This is a genomic window from Moraxella sp. CTOTU47579 (genome assembly GCF_032004885.1).
GTDB classification, from domain to species: domain Bacteria; phylum Pseudomonadota; class Gammaproteobacteria; order Pseudomonadales; family Moraxellaceae; genus Faucicola; species Faucicola tetraodonis.
Genome location: NZ_DALZOJ010000009.1, coordinates 1 through 18,250, shown reverse-complemented (window position 1 = coordinate 18,250; position 18,250 = coordinate 1). Strand labels below are relative to the sequence as shown.

General features: G+C 43.8%; 17 protein-coding genes. 8 read left to right on the top strand and 9 right to left on the bottom strand.

What is annotated here, in order from left to right; all coding sequences use genetic code 11:
* The first annotated feature begins 471 nt into the window (after nucleotides 1-471).
* Nucleotides 472-1,029: a TetR/AcrR family transcriptional regulator gene (locus RTP55_RS07800; RefSeq protein ID WP_312385399.1), complete on the top strand. Its 558-nt coding sequence runs from the start codon at nucleotides 472-474 to the stop codon at nucleotides 1,027-1,029.
* A gap of 73 nt (nucleotides 1,030-1,102) precedes the next feature.
* Here the strand turns inward: RTP55_RS07800 and RTP55_RS07795 are convergent, their stop codons facing one another.
* Complete coding sequence (locus RTP55_RS07795; protein WP_312385398.1) at nucleotides 1,103-2,215, bottom strand: metallophosphoesterase; 1,113 nt, start codon at nucleotides 2,213-2,215, stop codon at nucleotides 1,103-1,105.
* Nucleotides 2,216-2,489: 274 nt separating this feature from the next.
* On the opposite strand from RTP55_RS07795, the gene mnmA reads away from it, so the two are divergent.
* Nucleotides 2,490-3,665: a tRNA 2-thiouridine(34) synthase MnmA gene (mnmA, locus tag RTP55_RS07790; RefSeq protein ID WP_312385397.1), complete on the top strand. Its 1,176-nt coding sequence runs from the start codon at nucleotides 2,490-2,492 to the stop codon at nucleotides 3,663-3,665.
* 76 nt (nucleotides 3,666-3,741) lie between these two features.
* Here mnmA and RTP55_RS07785 read toward each other — a convergent pair whose 3' ends face one another.
* From RTP55_RS07785 to RTP55_RS07775, 3 genes are all read right to left on the bottom strand, one after another.
* Nucleotides 3,742-4,620 carry a metal ABC transporter permease gene (locus RTP55_RS07785; protein WP_007115351.1) on the bottom strand — a complete coding sequence of 293 codons (879 nt, stop codon included), beginning with the start codon at nucleotides 4,618-4,620 and terminating at the stop codon, nucleotides 3,742-3,744.
* A 63-nt stretch (nucleotides 4,621-4,683) separates the two neighbouring features.
* Complete coding sequence (locus RTP55_RS07780) at nucleotides 4,684-5,478, bottom strand: metal ABC transporter ATP-binding protein (RefSeq protein WP_312385396.1); 795 nt, start codon at nucleotides 5,476-5,478, stop codon at nucleotides 4,684-4,686.
* A 202-nt stretch (nucleotides 5,479-5,680) separates the two neighbouring features.
* Nucleotides 5,681-6,844 (bottom strand): metal ABC transporter solute-binding protein, Zn/Mn family, encoded by a 1,164-nt coding sequence (locus RTP55_RS07775; RefSeq protein WP_312385394.1) that lies wholly within the window; start codon nucleotides 6,842-6,844, stop codon nucleotides 5,681-5,683.
* A 261-nt stretch (nucleotides 6,845-7,105) separates the two neighbouring features.
* Here RTP55_RS07775 and RTP55_RS07770 point away from each other — a divergent pair, with 261 nt between their 5' ends.
* Nucleotides 7,106-7,876: a MipA/OmpV family protein gene (locus RTP55_RS07770; RefSeq protein WP_312385393.1), complete on the top strand. Its 771-nt coding sequence runs from the start codon at nucleotides 7,106-7,108 to the stop codon at nucleotides 7,874-7,876.
* A 79-nt stretch (nucleotides 7,877-7,955) separates the two neighbouring features.
* Here RTP55_RS07770 and RTP55_RS07765 read toward each other — a convergent pair whose 3' ends face one another.
* Complete coding sequence (locus RTP55_RS07765; RefSeq protein ID WP_096488973.1) at nucleotides 7,956-8,225, bottom strand: hypothetical protein; 270 nt, start codon at nucleotides 8,223-8,225, stop codon at nucleotides 7,956-7,958.
* Nucleotides 8,226-8,285: 60 nt separating this feature from the next.
* Nucleotides 8,286-9,161 carry a DNA/RNA non-specific endonuclease gene (locus RTP55_RS07760; RefSeq protein ID WP_312385390.1) on the bottom strand — a complete coding sequence of 292 codons (876 nt, stop codon included), beginning with the start codon at nucleotides 9,159-9,161 and terminating at the stop codon, nucleotides 8,286-8,288.
* A gap of 301 nt (nucleotides 9,162-9,462) precedes the next feature.
* On the opposite strand from RTP55_RS07760, the gene queC reads away from it, so the two are divergent.
* The 5 genes from queC (at nucleotide 9,463) to rlmKL (ending at nucleotide 14,771) form a co-directional block, all read left to right on the top strand.
* Nucleotides 9,463-10,173 carry a 7-cyano-7-deazaguanine synthase QueC gene (gene queC / locus RTP55_RS07755; protein ID WP_312385388.1) on the top strand — a complete coding sequence of 237 codons (711 nt, stop codon included), beginning with the start codon at nucleotides 9,463-9,465 and terminating at the stop codon, nucleotides 10,171-10,173.
* A gap of 107 nt (nucleotides 10,174-10,280) precedes the next feature.
* Nucleotides 10,281-10,595: a hypothetical protein gene (locus tag RTP55_RS07750; RefSeq protein WP_309593694.1), complete on the top strand. Its 315-nt coding sequence runs from the start codon at nucleotides 10,281-10,283 to the stop codon at nucleotides 10,593-10,595.
* 145 nt (nucleotides 10,596-10,740) lie between these two features.
* Nucleotides 10,741-11,241 carry a peroxiredoxin gene (locus tag RTP55_RS07745; protein WP_312385385.1) on the top strand — a complete coding sequence of 167 codons (501 nt, stop codon included), beginning with the start codon at nucleotides 10,741-10,743 and terminating at the stop codon, nucleotides 11,239-11,241.
* Between the two features lie 70 nt (nucleotides 11,242-11,311).
* On the top strand, nucleotides 11,312-12,442 hold the full coding sequence (locus tag RTP55_RS07740; protein WP_312385382.1) for a mechanosensitive ion channel family protein: 1,131 nt from the start codon (nucleotides 11,312-11,314) through the stop codon (nucleotides 12,440-12,442).
* An 82-nt stretch (nucleotides 12,443-12,524) separates the two neighbouring features.
* Entirely contained in the window at nucleotides 12,525-14,771 is a 2,247-nt protein-coding gene (gene rlmKL, locus RTP55_RS07735; protein WP_312385381.1) for a bifunctional 23S rRNA (guanine(2069)-N(7))-methyltransferase RlmK/23S rRNA (guanine(2445)-N(2))-methyltransferase RlmL, read from the top strand.
* A gap of 66 nt (nucleotides 14,772-14,837) precedes the next feature.
* Here the strand turns inward: rlmKL and RTP55_RS07730 are convergent, their stop codons facing one another.
* The 3 genes from RTP55_RS07730 to dusB all read right to left on the bottom strand — a co-directional run bounded on the left by RTP55_RS07730 (nucleotide 14,838) and on the right by dusB (nucleotide 17,679).
* Nucleotides 14,838-15,671, bottom strand: a complete 834-nt coding sequence (locus RTP55_RS07730) for an META domain-containing protein (RefSeq protein ID WP_312385379.1) — start codon at nucleotides 15,669-15,671, stop codon at nucleotides 14,838-14,840.
* 181 nt (nucleotides 15,672-15,852) lie between these two features.
* Nucleotides 15,853-16,491 (bottom strand): peroxiredoxin, encoded by a 639-nt coding sequence (locus RTP55_RS07725; protein ID WP_050325417.1) that lies wholly within the window; start codon nucleotides 16,489-16,491, stop codon nucleotides 15,853-15,855.
* A gap of 189 nt (nucleotides 16,492-16,680) precedes the next feature.
* Nucleotides 16,681-17,679, bottom strand: a complete 999-nt coding sequence (gene dusB / locus RTP55_RS07720) for a tRNA dihydrouridine synthase DusB (protein WP_312385377.1) — start codon at nucleotides 17,677-17,679, stop codon at nucleotides 16,681-16,683.
* Between the last annotated feature and the right edge of the window lie 571 nt (nucleotides 17,680-18,250).

Sequence of the window (18,250 nt, the reverse complement as noted above, 5' to 3'; positions counted from 1 at the left end):
TTGTAACCAAAGTTATCTATGTACTTAACGATAGTAACATTTTAGCAGGTTGAATTTAAACTGCGTTTAGTTTGCCTAGATATTAACTCTATTAGCAGAATATTTTTAACGACTGTCAGCGTGGCTTCAGCCATTTTTTGTGCTTATCGCAAACCTTGATTGGCAAAATCTAAAAAATCCGACGGCTGGCAGACGGATTTATCCTAGACAATATGCTGGATGATGTCATTTGATACGTTTGATGGGTGGTAATATAAAACTATCCTAAACACCAATCAAGCATCAAGCATCAAGCATCAAGCATCAAGCATCAAGCATCAAGCATCAAATAAAACATAAATGTTGCATAAGAATACAGTTAGGTAGATAATGTTGTTTATTGTAAAAATTTTGTGCAATTCCTGCGATTGCTAAAATTTAAAGGCTAAGACATAAAGCGTAAGATGAAGAGCGTAAGGATACCAAAAAGCGATGAACGAAAATGATTTACGGGTCATTAAGACTGAACAACATATCGAGCAAGCTTTTCTCGCATTACTGCAGCAGAAACCTTACCGCGCCATCACGGTCCAAGATATTTTAGATACGGCAGCGATCAACCGCTCAACCTTTTATCGTCATTACGCCAGTAAAGAGGCGCTGGCAGAGAAAATGGTGAGTAATTTTCGCCAAGTGTATGAGAAGTTTTTAACCGAACGCTTTAGTGTCGCCAGTCAAGAAAATTTACTGATGTGTTTGGAACAATTTTGGGCGTTTATTCACTCGCAAAAACAACGCATACTGGCTTTTTGGCAAATCAAAACCCCCAATATTCATTTATATGATGACATGTATGCGTTAATCAAACAAAATTATATTGAGCATGCCAAGCGCCATGGACGCCCAGGCGACTTGGATTTTCAAGGGCATACGTATGCAGGGATTATATTAAACAATTTAAGTTACTGCCTGCAGCAAGACCACCAAATGTCACTCGATGATATTCGTAGCAATATACAACTGATGATGCAGACAGTGTCTATACAGTAATCTCTCATCATCATAATCTGCAGTAGCCTCGATGTCCTCATTAAACATTAGTTAAACCGCACTTAAGCCAGATTTAGGATTTTTTACCGACTAAATCAATCACCCAAAGCTCCGCTTGCGAGCCTAGCCGAAACGGCACACCCCAAAAACCATACCCCGAGCTTACAATCACATCGGTATTGTTGATACGTTCATAGCCGTAACCCAAACGATTTAAGAATTTGACAATGAAATTGGCAGGAAATATTTGCCCATTATGGGTATGTCCAGACACTTGTAAATCAATCGGTAATTGTACGTTTTGTTCAATCTCATTGGGCTCATGGTCAAGTAAAATTATCGGCTTATCCGTGTTTGACGGCATTAAATCCTTGGTCGCTTTACGATAAGTGGCATGATTATCCAGTCGTCCTACCAACCAAAGCTGGTTATCAACCAACACGTTATCATCTGCCAATAAGGTGATATCGGCTTTTTGGATCGCATCGCGAATCTCGCCTTCATGCCCATACATATCATGATTACCTAGCGTGGCATACGCGCCCATTGGCACTGCACTTGCTAGTTGCTGCAGCGCGGGCTGCATATTTTGCGAGGTATAATAGTCAACATTATCATCCATGATATCGCCAGGCATCAACAGCAGTTGCACGTTCTGTGCTTTTACCATATCGGTTAATCGGTTAATTTGCCGCTCACCGACCATTAGACCCAAATGCAAGTCTGAAACCATCCCAATCCGAATAGGTTTAGCAAGTGGCTGATTAGCAGTCAAGCTGATATGACGAATAGTGGGTGTATAAGCATTATAAATACCCATCAATACCATGCCAAAAAACATGAGCGGCAACAAAATGCGTTCCCCGTAAGTTTGATAACTCACGGAATTAAAAAATTGCGGGGCAACTTTCATCAACACCAGATTAATAATACCCACCACCACCATCGACATGATGACAAACCACAAAATAGTCAGCCAAGTCATAGACAGCTTAAGCCCAAAGCTCGTCAATCGTGCGATGCCAAATACCAATAGCGCATTACTCATCACAAATAGACTAATCATCAAATAGCGAGAAGACCGATCGGATAGCCAAGACCCTGCCCACCACTGCAGCCCCCGCCCCGCCCCATAAGTAAACAATTCAAACAACAATACAATGACGGTCAGAAATATCCAACGCATACTAGCCCCAAATTTTTTATCATAAGTAAAGGTTATATAAAGAATGTTTGTGAATTTACAATGTCGCTTTATCTATTAAAGCCAATCAGTGAATTTGAAAAAATCAATTCATAGTTTTGTAAGTTGGTAATTTAGGCATTAAAAAACCCAACTTACGAGAATAAGTTGGGTTTTTTCGATATCGGCTCATCCGATAGCGGTATTGTGGCAGGTTTATTGATTTTTAACAAGCAATAAATTTGCTATAATAACCCTTTTGGCACTTTTAAAAATTATGACTTATTCAACTGCTGTTAATTTATCTGATATTACCAAGCCTGCCAAAACCCGCGTCATTGTGGGGATGTCAGGAGGCGTTGATTCTTCTGTCACCGCCGTTTTGCTCAAACAAGCGGGCTTTGATGTTGAAGGCTTGTTTATGAAAAACTGGGAAGAAGATGACGGTACCGAATATTGTACCGCCATGACTGACCTTGCTGATGCGCAAGCGGTGGCGGATAAAATCGGCATTAAACTGCATACCGCCAACTTTGCCATGGAATATTGGGATCGCGTATTTGAGCATTTTTTGGCGGAATATAGCGCCGGTCGCACCCCAAATCCTGATATTTTATGCAACAAAGAAGTCAAGTTTAAAGCCTTTTTGGATTATGCGCTAACTTTGGGGGCGGATTATATTGCCACCGGTCACTATGCGCGCCGCGGTTTTAGTGATGAAAATGGCAAAGCGCCACTACTGCGCGGACTTGATAACAATAAAGACCAAAGCTATTTTCTGCACGCGGTGGCAGGCGATAAAATCGCCAAAACCTTGTTCCCTGTGGGTGAGTTAGAAAAATCTGAAGTACGCCGTATTGCTGAGCAGTATGATTTAGCGACTGCGAAGAAAAAAGACTCTACGGGTATTTGCTTTATCGGCGAGCGACGCTTTAAAGACTTTTTACAGCAGTATTTGCCCGCTCAAAAAGGCGATATCTATACCGATGATGGCAAAAAAATCGGCACCCACGATGGCTTAATGTATTACACACTCGGTCAACGTGGGGGTATTGGTATTGGTGGGGTCAAAGATAGAGATGAGGCGCCTTGGTTTGTGTTGCACAAAGACTTGGATAATAATCGCCTGATTGTCGGTCAAGGGCATGACCATCCGATGCTACAATCCACCGAATTGACTGCTTATAAGCTTGACTGGGTGGTTGATGCGCCCGCCCAACTGTTTACTGCCCAAGGTTATCGCTGTACCGCCAAAACGCGCTATCGTCAGCCCGATCAAGCCTGTACAGTTTTTGCCCTTGATGAAACGGGCGACACTATAAAAGTGGTGTTTGACGAGCCACAGCGCGCGGTGACGCCCGGTCAGTCTTGTGTGTTTTATGATGGTGATATTTGTCTAGGCGGTGGCGTGATTCAAACCATCGATGCCCCCACTAGCCTAGCTGAAGTTTAAAGTTTAAAGTTTAATACACATCAAGATACAAACAGCGCAAATTGATACCATTTGCGCTTTTTTTATACCCTATTGATTAAGAAAAGTTTGCGGCTAAGCGTTTGTTCCACCCTGCTTTTTTTCGTAGGTAGCCAATTCCCCAGCAGCTTAAATAAATCACAAATGAAATGGTCGTGATATAAGGTGAAATCGGCAGTCCAGGTCCTAACGATAGTAATATCCCGCCGACCCCAGCGATGATGGCAAACAGCATGGACAATAAATAGACATAGATAGGTCTAGCCGTCACTTGACTCGCCGCTGCGGCAGGCGTGATGAGTAACGATAATAGCAGCAAGGCACCGACAAACTGCACACTTACCGCCACCACAAGGCTCAGTGCAAACATAAATAGCAAAGATAAAAATGTTAAATTCAAATGCTGCGCTTGGGCAACTTGCGGATCAACTGCGGCAAATAACATGCGCTGACCAAATATGGCAATGATTGACAGTACAATCACCGCGACCACTAACATCGACTGCAATTCAGCGGGCGTGATTGCAACAATTTGCCCGGTTAATAAGCCAAATTTATTGGAGGAGCGCCCCTGATACAAGGATAAAAACAACACCCCCAGCCCAAGCCCGAATGGCAACAAAATACCCACCACTGAGTTGCGGTTTTTGCCATCAATCCCCATGACCCCCAGCACCATGCCAGCCGTCACCGCCCCAATGACGGCGCCTAGCGTCACTGAAGACCCTAACCATAAGGCACACGCCGCCCCTGCAAACGACAGCTCTGCTGTCCCATGCACGGCAAACGCCATGTCCCGTGCCTGTACCATCGGTCCAATAAATCCCGCCATCACACCCAACAATACCGCGGCCACGATGGACGTTGATACCAAGGGCAACAGCTCAGCAAAGTTATCAAAATTGATGATGGTATGTAGCCAAGTCGTGAGCAGCATGTGAATTCCAAAAGTTAAAAAACCATCGAACGTGATGGCTTGTTTTTGATTGAAGCAAATAAATTAGCGAAATCGATTGATTAAGTCGACACCACCGAGGTTGGCAGTCGCATTTTCAAGGCGCAGCACTTTATCTACCAAGGGTATAATCGGTTCGAGTTCATGGCTAATCATCAAAATCGCGGTATGATGCGCCTGTTTGCGATGGGCTAAAATATCACTGACCACATACTGGCTTGCCACATCAAGACTCAGTAGCGGCTCATCCATCAACAAAACATCAGGCTCAGCGACCAAGGCTTGGGCGATACGCATGCGCTGCTGCTCACCACCTGAGAGCATGGTAAGCGGCGCATCACAAAATGACTCACCGCCGACTTCCGCGATGGCTTTATCCACCAAGTATTTTTTTTGTTTTGCTGTCTGCCAAAAACTGCCCAAAGTTTTTTTCGGGCTAAACAAACCAAACAAATAATTTTCCCCATCTAGCCCTAGCCGCACCAAGTCCCTACCGCGAATCGGTAGTTTTGGCGCAAAGTCTTTGAGCTGTGGCACATAGCCCACTCGAATATCTTTGCCAAGCGTGATTGAACCACTGGATAGTGGCACAAGTTTGAGTAAACTTCGCAGCAATGTCGTCTTGCCTGTACCATTGGCGCCGAGCAGTACCACAAATTCACCCGATAGAATCGAAAAATTGACATCCTGCCAGAGCAGACGTTGTCCAAAGTGCATACTGCCATCTTTGACTTGCAAAACGACTTGCTGTGATTGGGGCAGTTTGACAAACGATTGGCAATGAATGGCCTGCGCAAACTGCCGCTCGCTATTGGCTATTTTGGTGGTTGACATGGGCATGGTGGCTACTTCTTCATCCTAACAGCAAGATTAACGACAAGATCTTAAAGGCAAGGATGGTTGATTGGCAATATCAAATTGCAAAAAATCTGGGCTAAAATTTAAGCATTATAAAGGATAACCAGCCAATACTATACCAATTAACGCAAATTTTTCCCCAAATGCGTTAATGGGTAATCTAAAATTTTTAGGCTAGTTAAAATTAGCGCGTCGCTGCCGCAAAATCATCCAGGGTTTTTTCAATAAATTGCGTATAGCTTGTCACGCCATCGGGAAAGGTTTCATAGACCGCCACAACTGGGACTGCTGATGCCTTAGCCAATGTGATTAGTTGCTTTGAGGTGGCATCTTCGGTCTGGGCATTGACCACCAACAAACCGACTTGTTTATTGCTCAGCAAGCTTTTGCTGTCATTGAGCACTTTGACCGACACCCCTGCATCCGTCTCTGATTGCACGACATAAGCTTTTGGCGTTACATCCTTGATGCCCATATCGGCTAGCAAATACCCAATGACAGGCTCAGTAGCAAAGGCAGTGATGGCTTTTTGCTGTCCGATTTGTTTGGCTTTGACTTTAAGCGCATCAATTTGCTGGATAAATTGTTGGGTATTTTTTGCATAAATTGCTTGATTGGCAGGTGATGTTGCCGCCAATTGCTTGTTGACCGCTTCAGCCACTTTTTTTGCTGTATCAAGGGAGAAAAACACGTGCTCATTGAAGTCACCGTGCGAGTGAGTATGTACTTCGCTATGCCCTGCACTGGGCACGTGAGGATGATCATATGGTTGCGGATCAGCGGTCTTTATTTCGTGTTGGTGTTGTTCACCGGTAGACTCATCTGCCGCATTGTCCGTGTTAGGCGACAGTCCTGAAAGTGCCACCGCATTAATCACCACAGGTTTGTGACTCACCGACTCAGCTAAGCTCATACCCCAATCATCATACCCGCCACCGTTGACCAGCATGATAGCGGACTTAGTGATATTAAGCTTGTCGGTCGCTGTGGCTTGATAATCATGCGGATCTTGTGATAAATCATCGACCCCCACAATCACATTGACTTTATCCCCCCCGACCGCTTTAGCCACCGAACCCCACACATTGGTAGTGGCATAAACGGTGGGTAATTGGGTATTAATAACGGTGTTTGATGAGACTGTTGTAGCTGAGCTATTTGATGCGGATTGCTTTGAGGCTGATTGATTTGAGGTGGATTGATTGTCAGTTTGTTTTTGGCAGCCTGTTAATCCTCCCAATAGGCTCATCGTCAATGTTACCCCTGCAATCGTGGGGGTTTTTAGTAGCATTAGTAGCAAAAAAGGTCGGCTAAAAAAAGCATATTTGTTAATCAATGCGTTTATCATGCTGGGTCGCCCAATCAAGTATTGAGAAGATTAAAAATGTTATATTATAACATTTTAATGGTGTTCTCAAGGTAGCTCAGTGATTTATGCTGGCTTGGATTTCATCTATCGCACCTTTAAATTCAACTATTTGCGCTGACCTTTTTATGCCATAATAAATTCATCACATTGCTGTATGGTTCACAGGCAAATCGGTTGTTATTTTCTACGCTTTACGCCTGTCAGCACTTTTTGTATGACCCACTCTCACAGGATGTTTTTATGAAACTATTTTTCGCGCCTTGTCTGGTACTTGCCAGTATATTGGGCACAACATTTGCCTACGCAGCCTCCATGCCATTGGATACCAATGCCCGCTTTAAACTAGGGTTAAACGCGTCAATCAACAATTACGCGTACGACAAGGACAATGATGTTACGATAATGCCACAGGCATTTTATGACAACAATCGACTCTACATTGAAGGCAGTGAAGTAGGTTATTATCCCTACAAAGACGCACAAAACGAATGGCGATTAACCGCAAGCTACGATAGCCGTTCATTTGATCCAGACGATGCGAGCACAGCGGCGTTAAAAGGACTCGATGAACGTAAATGGTCTGCTATGGTGGGCACTAGCTATATGCGCATCACCCCGTATGGTGGCTTTAAAGCGCAAGTGGAAACTGATGCATTAGGTCGCAGTGATGGTACTAGCGCAAAAGTGGCGCACTTGAGCAGATTTAAAGCAATGGACGATAAAATCACCATTTACCCTGAGTTAGGACTGCAGTGGTACAATGACAAGTACAATAATTATTACTTTGGTGTTTCTGAGCAAGAATCGCTACGAACAGGGATAAAAGCTTATAACGCTGATAGTAGCGTTACCCCCTATGTGAATGTCAGTGCCAGTTACGCCATTTCACCACGCTGGAGTGCATTTATCAGTCAGTATTTAGAGTATTTGAGCGATGAGCAAAAAGACAGCCCACTGGTTGATAACCGTGTCGATAGCAAAACTAAAATTGGCTTTAACTATCAGTTTTAATGCCTAGTTTGATGCCTAGCCTGCCCATAAATAGCTTGCCCATAAAAAGCGCAAATTGTTTGATTTGCGCTTTTTTTCTTTATAAGAAAGGGTTATTCACTTCGTCCACGTGCGATGCTTGCTGCTGTTGCGTGGCAGATTTTTCCACCGTTTGCGCTTGATGGGCTTCTAAATATTCAATGATTTGGTTCAATACATCTTGCAATTGTTTTGCCGTGGCTAAACTTTGTTTATCCAACGTAAACGTCGCACTGCCGTAGAGATTGACTTGCTCTCCTTGATTCTCAAGGGTAAATTCGCCCAAGCCCACGCTTTGGCTATCATTTTGAAATGGTTTAAAAGCACTCATCTTTTTCCCCTGTTTAGTTGCTGATTTGCTAGTTTTTGACTTGCTAATTACTGCTTGTGGTTATGGTGCAATAGTCGCTACATTACTCGGCAAACTGGGAAACGCATTGACCCCGGTGCGTTTTTTAAGTGTGCTTAGGCTAATTTTTTCAACAGTTCCGCTATCATCATTTGGGCTAAAAAATGCCATCGCTTGATGCTGTGATGGCAAATATACCGCTTTAAAAAAATGCGATGGCACCAGCACACGATTTTTTAGCCGTTTGACTTCCGGTGTTAAGAACGCCACCCCTGTCACCACATAAGCTGAGCCGTATTGGTTGGTCAGGTTGCGAGTTTGTGTTTCAATTTTTACCCAAGTTTTACGGTTGTTGTCAGGTGTTTGTGGGGCAATATTCGCCAAACTAAAACTATCAAATTGTGAGTCCGTGGTTGCCATATCAGCATTGGGCGCTAAATGCCCTCTGTCAAATCCGGTACGGGTATAATCGCTCAATAAGCTTCGCACCTCAGTTGGCAGGCGAGTTTCTTCATGAAAGTTATCCTCTCTGACCAAGGTTTTGGCAGCCGTTATTCGTTGTCGCGTCAAATGCTCAGCGACCCAAATAGGGGTTTTGGTGACCCCCGAATACATCACCGCAAAGCCATTAAAGCATAGCGGATAGGTTTTTTGCGATAGCTTAGCAGTAATTGTCGGCTGGGTTTTCTCCAAAAACTCGCTGGCGCATTTTTGTAGCGCCTTGTCTAGCGAACGCGTGGTGAGTGCTTGGGTATCTGGGTTCGCTTGGGTGTTAGGAATAGTGGCAGGGGTATTAATAGTATTGCTATCGGGCTTGGGGGTTGAGGGAGCAACACTACAACCTGCCAGATACAGCAAGCCAACACTCACGGCTGATAAGATGGCAGTATGGCTAATAAAATGGGTTTGAACTATCATGAGTGACCTTAAAAAAAGAAAAAAAAAGAAAAAAATGAAGAAAATGAAAAATAGTACAATGACGACAATGGTATGGTTCGGGCTAAAGTGTCGGATAACGTAGTTTAAATCCCGGTTTAAAACTTCTTGGTTATTTTATAAGGTTTTTTAGTGGAATACGCAAATATTTACTGGCAGTGATAGCAGTTTTTTGAAATGTTTTTTGGCTAATATTGCGTTGACTATTTTTATCCCAATATTTTCCCATCAACAATTGCTTAAGTTCTGATAAAATACGCTTTTTGTCGTTAGTAAATTCTCTATGAGTACATCAACCACATCACAAAACGCCGTCGTCTTACTCTCTGGCGGGCTAGATTCCGTGACTTGCCTTTACTGGGCAAAAGCCAATTATGCCAATGTCACAGCGGTAAGCTTTAACTACGGTCAGCGCCACAATAGCGAACTTAATGCCGCCAAAAAAATTGCTGCGACTGCCCAAGTCAACCATCGTATTATTGATATTGATTTGGCACAGCTAGGTGGCTCAGCGTTGACCGATGCTTCGCTGGTGGTACCCGATGCCAAACAAACAGATTTTAGCGATAATCAGCATAATGACAGCATTCCAATTACTTATGTACCCGCGCGTAATACCATCTTTTTGTCGTATGCGCTGGCATTGGCAGAGGTGACACAGTCCAATGCCATTGTGATTGGCGTCAATGCAGTCGATTACTCAGGCTATCCTGATTGTCGTCCTGAGTATATTGCAGCCTTTGAAAACATGGCAAATCTCGCTACCAAAGCCGGTGTGATGGGCAATCATCTCCACATTGCAACGCCATTGTTGCATTTAAGTAAAGCAGAAATCATTAAGCTTGGGGTATCGCTGGGGGTGGATTATGCTTTGACCGTGTCATGCTACCGCGCAGATAGCGAAGGACGCGCCTGCGGACACTGCGATAGCTGTTATCTACGTCAGCAAGGTTTTTTACAAGCTGAAATAGATGACCCGACTATTTATCAGTAATCTATCATCATCAAATCCTGCCAGCTTTATTGCGTCAACGGTAAAGCTAGCCATTGTACGATTGAACACCTGCTGTTCTATACTGCTGTCTCTTATGAGGATAAACTATGAAACATTCAGCCATCGTGACCCTATTTGCTAGCATGGTTTTGCCGTTTGCTGCACATGCCGCCAACCCACAGTATGTCAATGCTTGCATAACCCAAATGACCGAAAAACACATCACTGATGCCGCTTCTGCAAAAAAAGTATGTACTTGTGTGGTAGATGAACAAGCAAAAATCACCCAAGCGCAAAAAAATGAGCTTGATGCCTGGGTAAAAAGTGGCAAAGACGTTCGCCAAAACAAAACTTTTCAAACCATCAGTGCGCGTATGAAAGCGTGTGGCAACGGCGTTAAATTTAATAAAGCCCGTCCCTAATTGGTTACAATCAATACCATAATCGATAGAGCCGCACCACCAGACCAGTTGTTTACTGGTCTTTTTTTGTTTTGTCGCATGAAGAAGTTTGTACTCAATCTGGCTTTCTGATATTGTTAGTTCAATTTTTGCTTGGGAAACGCCCATGACTCAACTACCCAATTTTTTGGTCACCACGGTTGAAGCGGATACCAGCCGTCATGCCACAGCGCAGCCGCAATTTATCCAGCGTCAAATCAATCTGCTAGCTTATGCCAAGCAGTCAGAGAAAGGCTTGATTCTGTATTTTTATCCAAAAGACAACACCTCAGGCTGTAGTGTACAAGCGCAAGATTTTAGCCAGCATTTGACCCAATTGCAGCAGCTTGGCTACCAAGTCATTGGCGTATCAAGAGATAGTGTTAAAAGCCATGAAAAATTTATCAGCAACCAACAGATTAATTTTGCGCTGGTGAGTGATACCGATGAACAACTTTGCCAATATTTTGGCATCATTGCCGAGAAAAAACTATACGGCAAAGTCAGCCTTGGCGTGGTACGTTCAACGTTAATTTTCGACAACGCAGGCAAGCTGGTTCATGAGATGCGCAATGTCCGCGCCAAGGGGCATATTGATAAATTACTTGCGATATTGCCCACCCTTTAACCCAAACTAACCTAAATTAACCCAAACGCCTTATTTTATTTTGATTTTTTGACTCGAGATCACTCATTGTATGTCCGTGAACCAATTTTTTAAAAATATCTATCACGACTTGTATTATGACGTCTATAAAGCAGTCGGTGGTTCGCTCGAAGACGAAGCGGTTAATTGGCCGCTGTATCTCTCCAAACTTGCCAGCACAGGCATCAAAATTATGGTGCTGTTGGCAATTTTGGGCGTGGTCTATCGGTTAAGTTTATGGCTCATCAATTCTGCCCGTTTTATCGCCAAAGACAGTAAATACAGCCAATCGCTAAGGCTCATCGCACGGTTGATGTGGTTGTTTTCAAGTTTGCTTGCGGTGATGAGTCAGCTTAATTTTGAACCTGAAACAGTCAAAGCCACTGCCAAAGCCGGTATTTGGTCAGTGATTTTTTATATGGCGTGGTACAACCTTGGTTATTTGATGCAAAAAATGCTCAAAAATTATGGGCTAAATGCGTCGATTGAACAATTACTGCATAATTTGTTGTCCATGCTCATCATCGTATTGTGGATTGCCTCGGTGATGTCGCAGTTTGGTTTTGATATTGTGTCTGTGGTCGCAGGTCTTGGGATTGCGGGTATCGCAGTGGGTTTTGCGGCGCAAGCCACACTTGCCAACTTTATTGCTGGTATCACCATTTTGATTGAGCAGTCGTTTCAAGTCGGTGATTGGGTCAGCATTAATGATAAAGAAGGCAAAGTGGTGCAAATCGCCTTGCGCACTACCCAAATTTTGACCCGTGACAATATCACCGTGATTTTCCCCAATTCAACCGTTGCTTCAGCGGAAGTCATTAATTTAACTGCCAAAAATCTGATTCGTTTTGATATTGAAGTGCGTATCGCGTTGGAAGCGGATATTGAAAGCGCTCGCGCTATCATTCTTGATATTTTAGCCAACACCAAAGAGGTATTAGAGCGTCCTGCGCCCACGGCGACAGTGGATAAAATTGGCGATTTTGGGGTATTTTTTATCGTGCGGTTTTGGGTCAATCCGCCTCACGTGTCTCGAATGCCATTTATCAAAGAAAATCTACGCGAACAAATCAAAGTAGCACTCGATGATGCCGGCATTGCCATACCTTACCCGCATATGCAGATTTTAATGCCAAGCGCAATGTCAAGCGAAGCCGCCCCATCGGTAAAAACTTCCCCATAATTTCAGACATTCTGTCATTTGTCCTTTGCTAATCATGCTAAAATACGCCATTAATCAACTTTGACTTTTTTTGGCAGTATTTATGACAGACAGCAATACAACGCCCGTTGGGCAAACTTTTCACATTGTAATCACTTGTGCGGATGGGCTAGAGATTCCCTTGCAAACTGAGCTGGCAAGCTTTGGTATAGATACACAAATTGAGCGCACGGGTCGGCTGATGGCGACATTGACGTTAGCGCAGATTTATCAAGTTTGTCTATGGTCTCGTGTGGCATCACGGGTATTGTTACCACTGGGCAAAAAGAACATCAATCCGGAGTACGATATTGCAGAGCAGCTCTATACCTTTGCCAAAACTGTCAAATGGACCCAGTTATTTGATTTGGAGCAGACCTTTGCGATTCGTTTGACCCTAGATAAGCGCGTACAAGCCAACCAACAATTCACCATGCTGCGCGTCAAAGATGCGATTGCCGACCAATTTAACGAGCAGTTCGGTCGTCGCCCCAATGTCGATAAAACCCCCGATTTTGGCATTGTCGCTACGGTGGGTGACAAACAAGCTGAATTGTATTTAGATTTATCAGGTACCAGTTTGCACCGCCGTGGTTATCGTGCTGCGATGACCGAAGCGCCACTCAAAGAAAACTTGGCGGCTGCCCTGCTCTATAGCGTGAATTTTCACACCACCCAATTTGACAGTATCGTTGACCCCATGTGTGGCTCAGGCACGCTGATTATTGAAGCCTTACTGATGAGCGCAGATTATGCCGTAGGACTGGATAAAGCCGATAGCCAATTTGGGTTTTATGCATGGCAACATCATGATACTGCCCTTTGGGAGGCCATGGTGCAAGACGCGCAAACCCGTTTTCATCATCGCCTAAATGCCATGGCAAATGGCGAGATGCCCGCGGTATTTGCTTTTGATATGGACTCAGGCGCGGTTCGAGCCACGCACAAAAATTTAATCGCCGCAGGTTTGACGCCTATCATCAACCGTATTACTTTGCAGCAGCGGTCACTGGCGACCCTTAATTTGGCACTAGAAAAACAAGTCAATGGTTGGGTCAATCCCCTGTTTATCACCAACCCACCGTATGGTGAGCGTCTGGGTGAAGAAGAATTGATTAAACCCTTGTATCAAGGTTTGGGTAAAAAATTACAAGCGCTGTTTGCAGATAGCCCTGCCAAAGTGACTTTGGGTGTCCTCGCTGCCAAAGTTGAACAAGCCGACGTACTACCCCTTGCCGAGCCAAAAACCCTGCGCTGTCATAATGGCGCTATCACCGTTTATTTTCGTTATGGTGAGCTGTTAAAGAGTAAAGACACACCGTTGATTACGCGCTTTGAAAAACGTGAAATCGCCGTAGATGAAGGTCAAGATTTTGTCAATCGACTACAAAAAAATCTTGCCAATCTGCGTAAGCTGGCTCACAAACAAGCCGTGACCAATCTGCGGGTGTATGATGCCGACTTACCTGATTTTAAAGTGGCGGTCGATGTGTATGGTGAGTTTGTGCATGTGCAAGAATATGCCGCTCCCAAATCAATCCCGTTAGAGACCGCCAAAAAACGCTTTAATCTAGCGCTGCATGGCGTGCGTGAAGCCTTGCAAGTGAACCGTGAGCAAGTGTTTATCAAAACCCGCGCCCGCCAATCCGGCAATGAGCAGTATGAGAAAAAAGCCAATTCGGGTAAATTCCATGTGGTCAGCGAGCCAACCGCCAACAACCAACGGGCGTATTTTTTGGTGAACTTTAGCGATTATTTGGATACAGGGTTATTCCTTGACCATCGCAGCCTCCGAAAAATTATTGCAGAAAACGCACGCGGTAAAACGGTGCTTAATCTGTTTGCTTATACTTGTACTGCCAGTGTACATGCGGCATTGGGCGGGGCAAAAGCGGTGACATCGGTGGATTTATCACAAAACTATCTGGATTGGGGACGCAAAAATTTTGCCCTAAACGGCTTGCCAGATTTGCCAAACTACCAGTTTATTGCCCAAGATATTTTTGAATGGATTAAAAGCAATACTGAGCAGTACGATGTGATTTTTATCGATCCGCCGACTTTTTCTAACTCCAAGAAGTTTCAAGGTACTTTTGATGTGCAGCGCGACCACGTACCACTCATCAACCGTGCCATGAATCGCTTATCCGCTGAAGGCGTGTTGTATTTTTCCAATAACTTTACCAAATTTGTGCTAGACGACGAAATTAACAACCGTTATCACGTTGAAGCCTTGACTGGGCAAACGATTGGTTTCGATTATGACCTGAAAAAACCCATTCATCAATCTTGGGCTATCCGGCATCGATGATTGGTCAATGATATAGTCAAACAGCGAGGGTACATAAGCGGTATCATCGCTGTTTGACGACCCAAATTAGTTGGCAATGAACTGTGTTTCAATCACGCTATCAAGCTTATAAAGGTTGCCGTAACCTTTGGTATCGGTCGGTGCGGTGCGATAGCGAGTCAAGCGCAAAACCCGCTGTGCGCTTTCGTCATGACGATAACCCATGATTGGCGCATCGAGAAAATGCCATTGACCCACCGCTGTTTTTAGTCCCTGCGTGTCATAATTGATGTCACGCACTTCTAGGCACTTTCTATCGGTCACGTTGTCGCAATACTGCCATTTGGGTTTGACCTCCAAAAATACGGTTTCCCCTTTGCCGTATTTTACTTCAGGCTTTAATTTACCTACCCACTGAAGCCAGCTACCATCAGCCGTGGTTTGCGACAATACTGCATCTACTTGAGTTTCCATTATTTGTAGTTCACTTGGGCTTTGCATCTGTTTAGCAAGCCATTGTTCCGGTGCTTGCAATTCACCACAACCCATTAAAGTACTAATACCTGTCCCAATGGGTTGCATGGTATTTTTGCTTAGGCTATATTGATTTGATAGTTGGTTACAGCCTACATTATAGGTTATGTGATTTTGGTTAAAGTTTAGCGTAATTTTGCCATTCTGTGTTTGCAAGTATGAACCATTCCACGTAATCGGATCTGTGCTATTGATATTGTTAAGCTGCCAATCATAACTCTGTAAAGAATTAGTGGTTGGGGTAGAGCCGATAAAGATGGGCAGCTGCACGTATGGCACTCTTTCAATAGGTGCTGATGGGTTAGTATGCACCGTTTGGCAACCAGTCAGGGCAAGCATGAGCAATGCGCTGGTTTTAAAGCCGCCTTTAACTTGATTGTTTATCATTCTTTATATCCATTATTAGACCATTAATCGAAGTTTAGCCAAATATTTATGGTTACTCAGCATCCGTTCTGTAAATTTAGTTTAGTACCTTTAATAATGGAAAAGTTGGCAAATGGAAGAGTTGGCATAAAAAAACCCAGTCAAGCGACTAGGTTTTTGATGTCAAACTTAACATAAACGGTTATTTATTCGGTTGTGGCGTGGTGCGCAGATAAGGCTTAATTTCTTTATGACCTTTTGGGAATTTCGCCGCGATTTCTTCGTTTTTGACGCTTGGCGGGATAATCACATCGTCCCCGTCTTGCCACTCAACTGGCGTTGCAATGCCATAATTATCTGACAATTGCAAGGCATCAATCACCCGTAAAATTTCATTGAAGTTACGACCTACGGCGGCTGGGTAAGTGAAAGTTAGCCGCAGTTTATGCTGTGGATCGATAATAAATACGCTGCGAACCGTGTGCGTGGTTGACGCATTTGGGTGAATCATGTCGTAAGCTTCCGATACTTTTTTATCGGCGTCTGCAATGATAGGGAAATTCACCGCGCAGCCTTGGGTTTCTGAGATATCGCCTGCCCAAGCTTTGTGATCTTCGACGCTATCGACTGATAATGCGATCGGTTTGACATGGCGTTTTTTGAATTCGTCACCCAATGATGCCGTGCGTCCTAACTCCGTGGTGCAAACTGGGGTAAAGTCTGCCGGATGTGAGAATAAAACCACCCAGTTATCACCTTGCCAATCGTAAAAATTGATGTTGCCTTCGGTGGTTTGTGCGTCAAAATTTGGTGCCGTGTCGCCAATTCGTAATTGTGCCATCGCTGACTCCTTATGATTTGATTTGATCTGATTTGATTAATAATATGTGGTTATTGTTTGATATCGGTCTTTTACACAGACTCAGCAAAATTTTAACAGATTCTAAATTCATTAATCATGACTTTTTGCAAATCTTTGTTTCTAAAAAGGCATAAGCACTCTACGATAGGCTGTTTTATAGTAAAGGTTTTAATCAAATTCCGCCGTCTTTAAAAACCGCGCGACCACGTTAAACTGCCCAGCGGTGGTATCTTCTTCATACATCGCTTGGCGAAACGCATTGGAATTGGCAATGCCTGAGGTATACCAAGCAATATGTTTACGAGCGATACGACACCCCGAGTATTCACCATAAAACGCATAAATCTCTTGCAAATGGCTTAATACAATCTCTTTTAGCGCCTCCATCGTTGGACTGGGCAAAATTTCACCAGTCTTTAGGTAATGCGCAATGTCGCGAAAAATCCAAGGCTGTCCTTGCCCTGCTCGCCCAATCATAATGCCATCAGCGCCTGTTTGTTCATATACTTGTTTGGCTTTTTGCGGGCTGTCGATATCGCCATTGACGATAACAGGAATGGTGAGAAGATTTTTGACTTCTTTAATTAACTCATAGCGAGCGCGGCCTAGATATTTATCTTCGCGGGTACGTCCATGTATCACAATCATGGCGATACCTGCCTCTTCTGCCATTTGTGCGACACGTAAAATATTTTCTTCACCATTGGCATAGCCTAGACGGGTTTTTAGCGTGACTGGCACATCCACGGCATTGACCGTGGCATCCAATAGTCGCTTGACCAAGTCTTCATCTTTGAGTAGCGCTGAACCGGCAAGCTTTTTGCAAACTTTTTTTGCTGGGCAACCCATATTGATATCGACAATTTGCGCCCCATTGGCAACTTGATAGCGAGCCGCTTCGGCGATTTTTTCTGGGTCTGAGCCCGCGATTTGCGCAGAAATAGGTGCGATTTCGCCATCAAAATTGGCACGATACAGCGTTTTGTGATGAGCAAATAACGTGGCATCAGACGTCATCATCTCTGACACCGCATGCCCTGCACCAAAGGACTTAGCCAGCATGCGAAAAGGCTTATCAGTAACGCCTGCCATCGGGGCAACGATGATGCGGTTGGCGATGCTCTGGTCGCCGATATTGAGGGGAGTGAGCAATGGATGGTTGGACATAAATAAAAAAGCATGATGCGCTCAAAAATGGGGGAACATTATAACTTTTATTGTCCATGCTTTGGCTAAAAATATTACGCATTTATCATATTCTCCATTTCCCCCTCTTTTAAACAATCGGGTGAGTTTTTATATCAATTTTTTACGATTTTTTATCTATTTGTCATATAGACTTAACCCAATAGAAGTTTAATAGTGTCATACTCATCAATTTATCAGACATAGATATGGGCATAAACATATGTTAAAACAGCTTAAACTTTGGTATCGAGGCGGTAAGCATGTCAATGGCGAAGTGGTTTATCAGCTGCCCCATTGGTCTGCTAGGTTAGTCCGTCGCACGGTTGATTTTGTTTCGCTTGAATGGAAGTGGTTATTGGCATTTTTATGCCTAATCATGATAATTCTTATTATCGCTATTTGATTCGTCGATACTTTACCCATTTAGCCATGCCAATTTGGGCAAAATTTTCAACTTGATAACGAGCAGCTTCGGTTAAAAGTGAGTGTGTCAAAATATAGTAAAAGAAATTAAAAACTACCACAAATCCACATAAAGTAGAAGAATAGC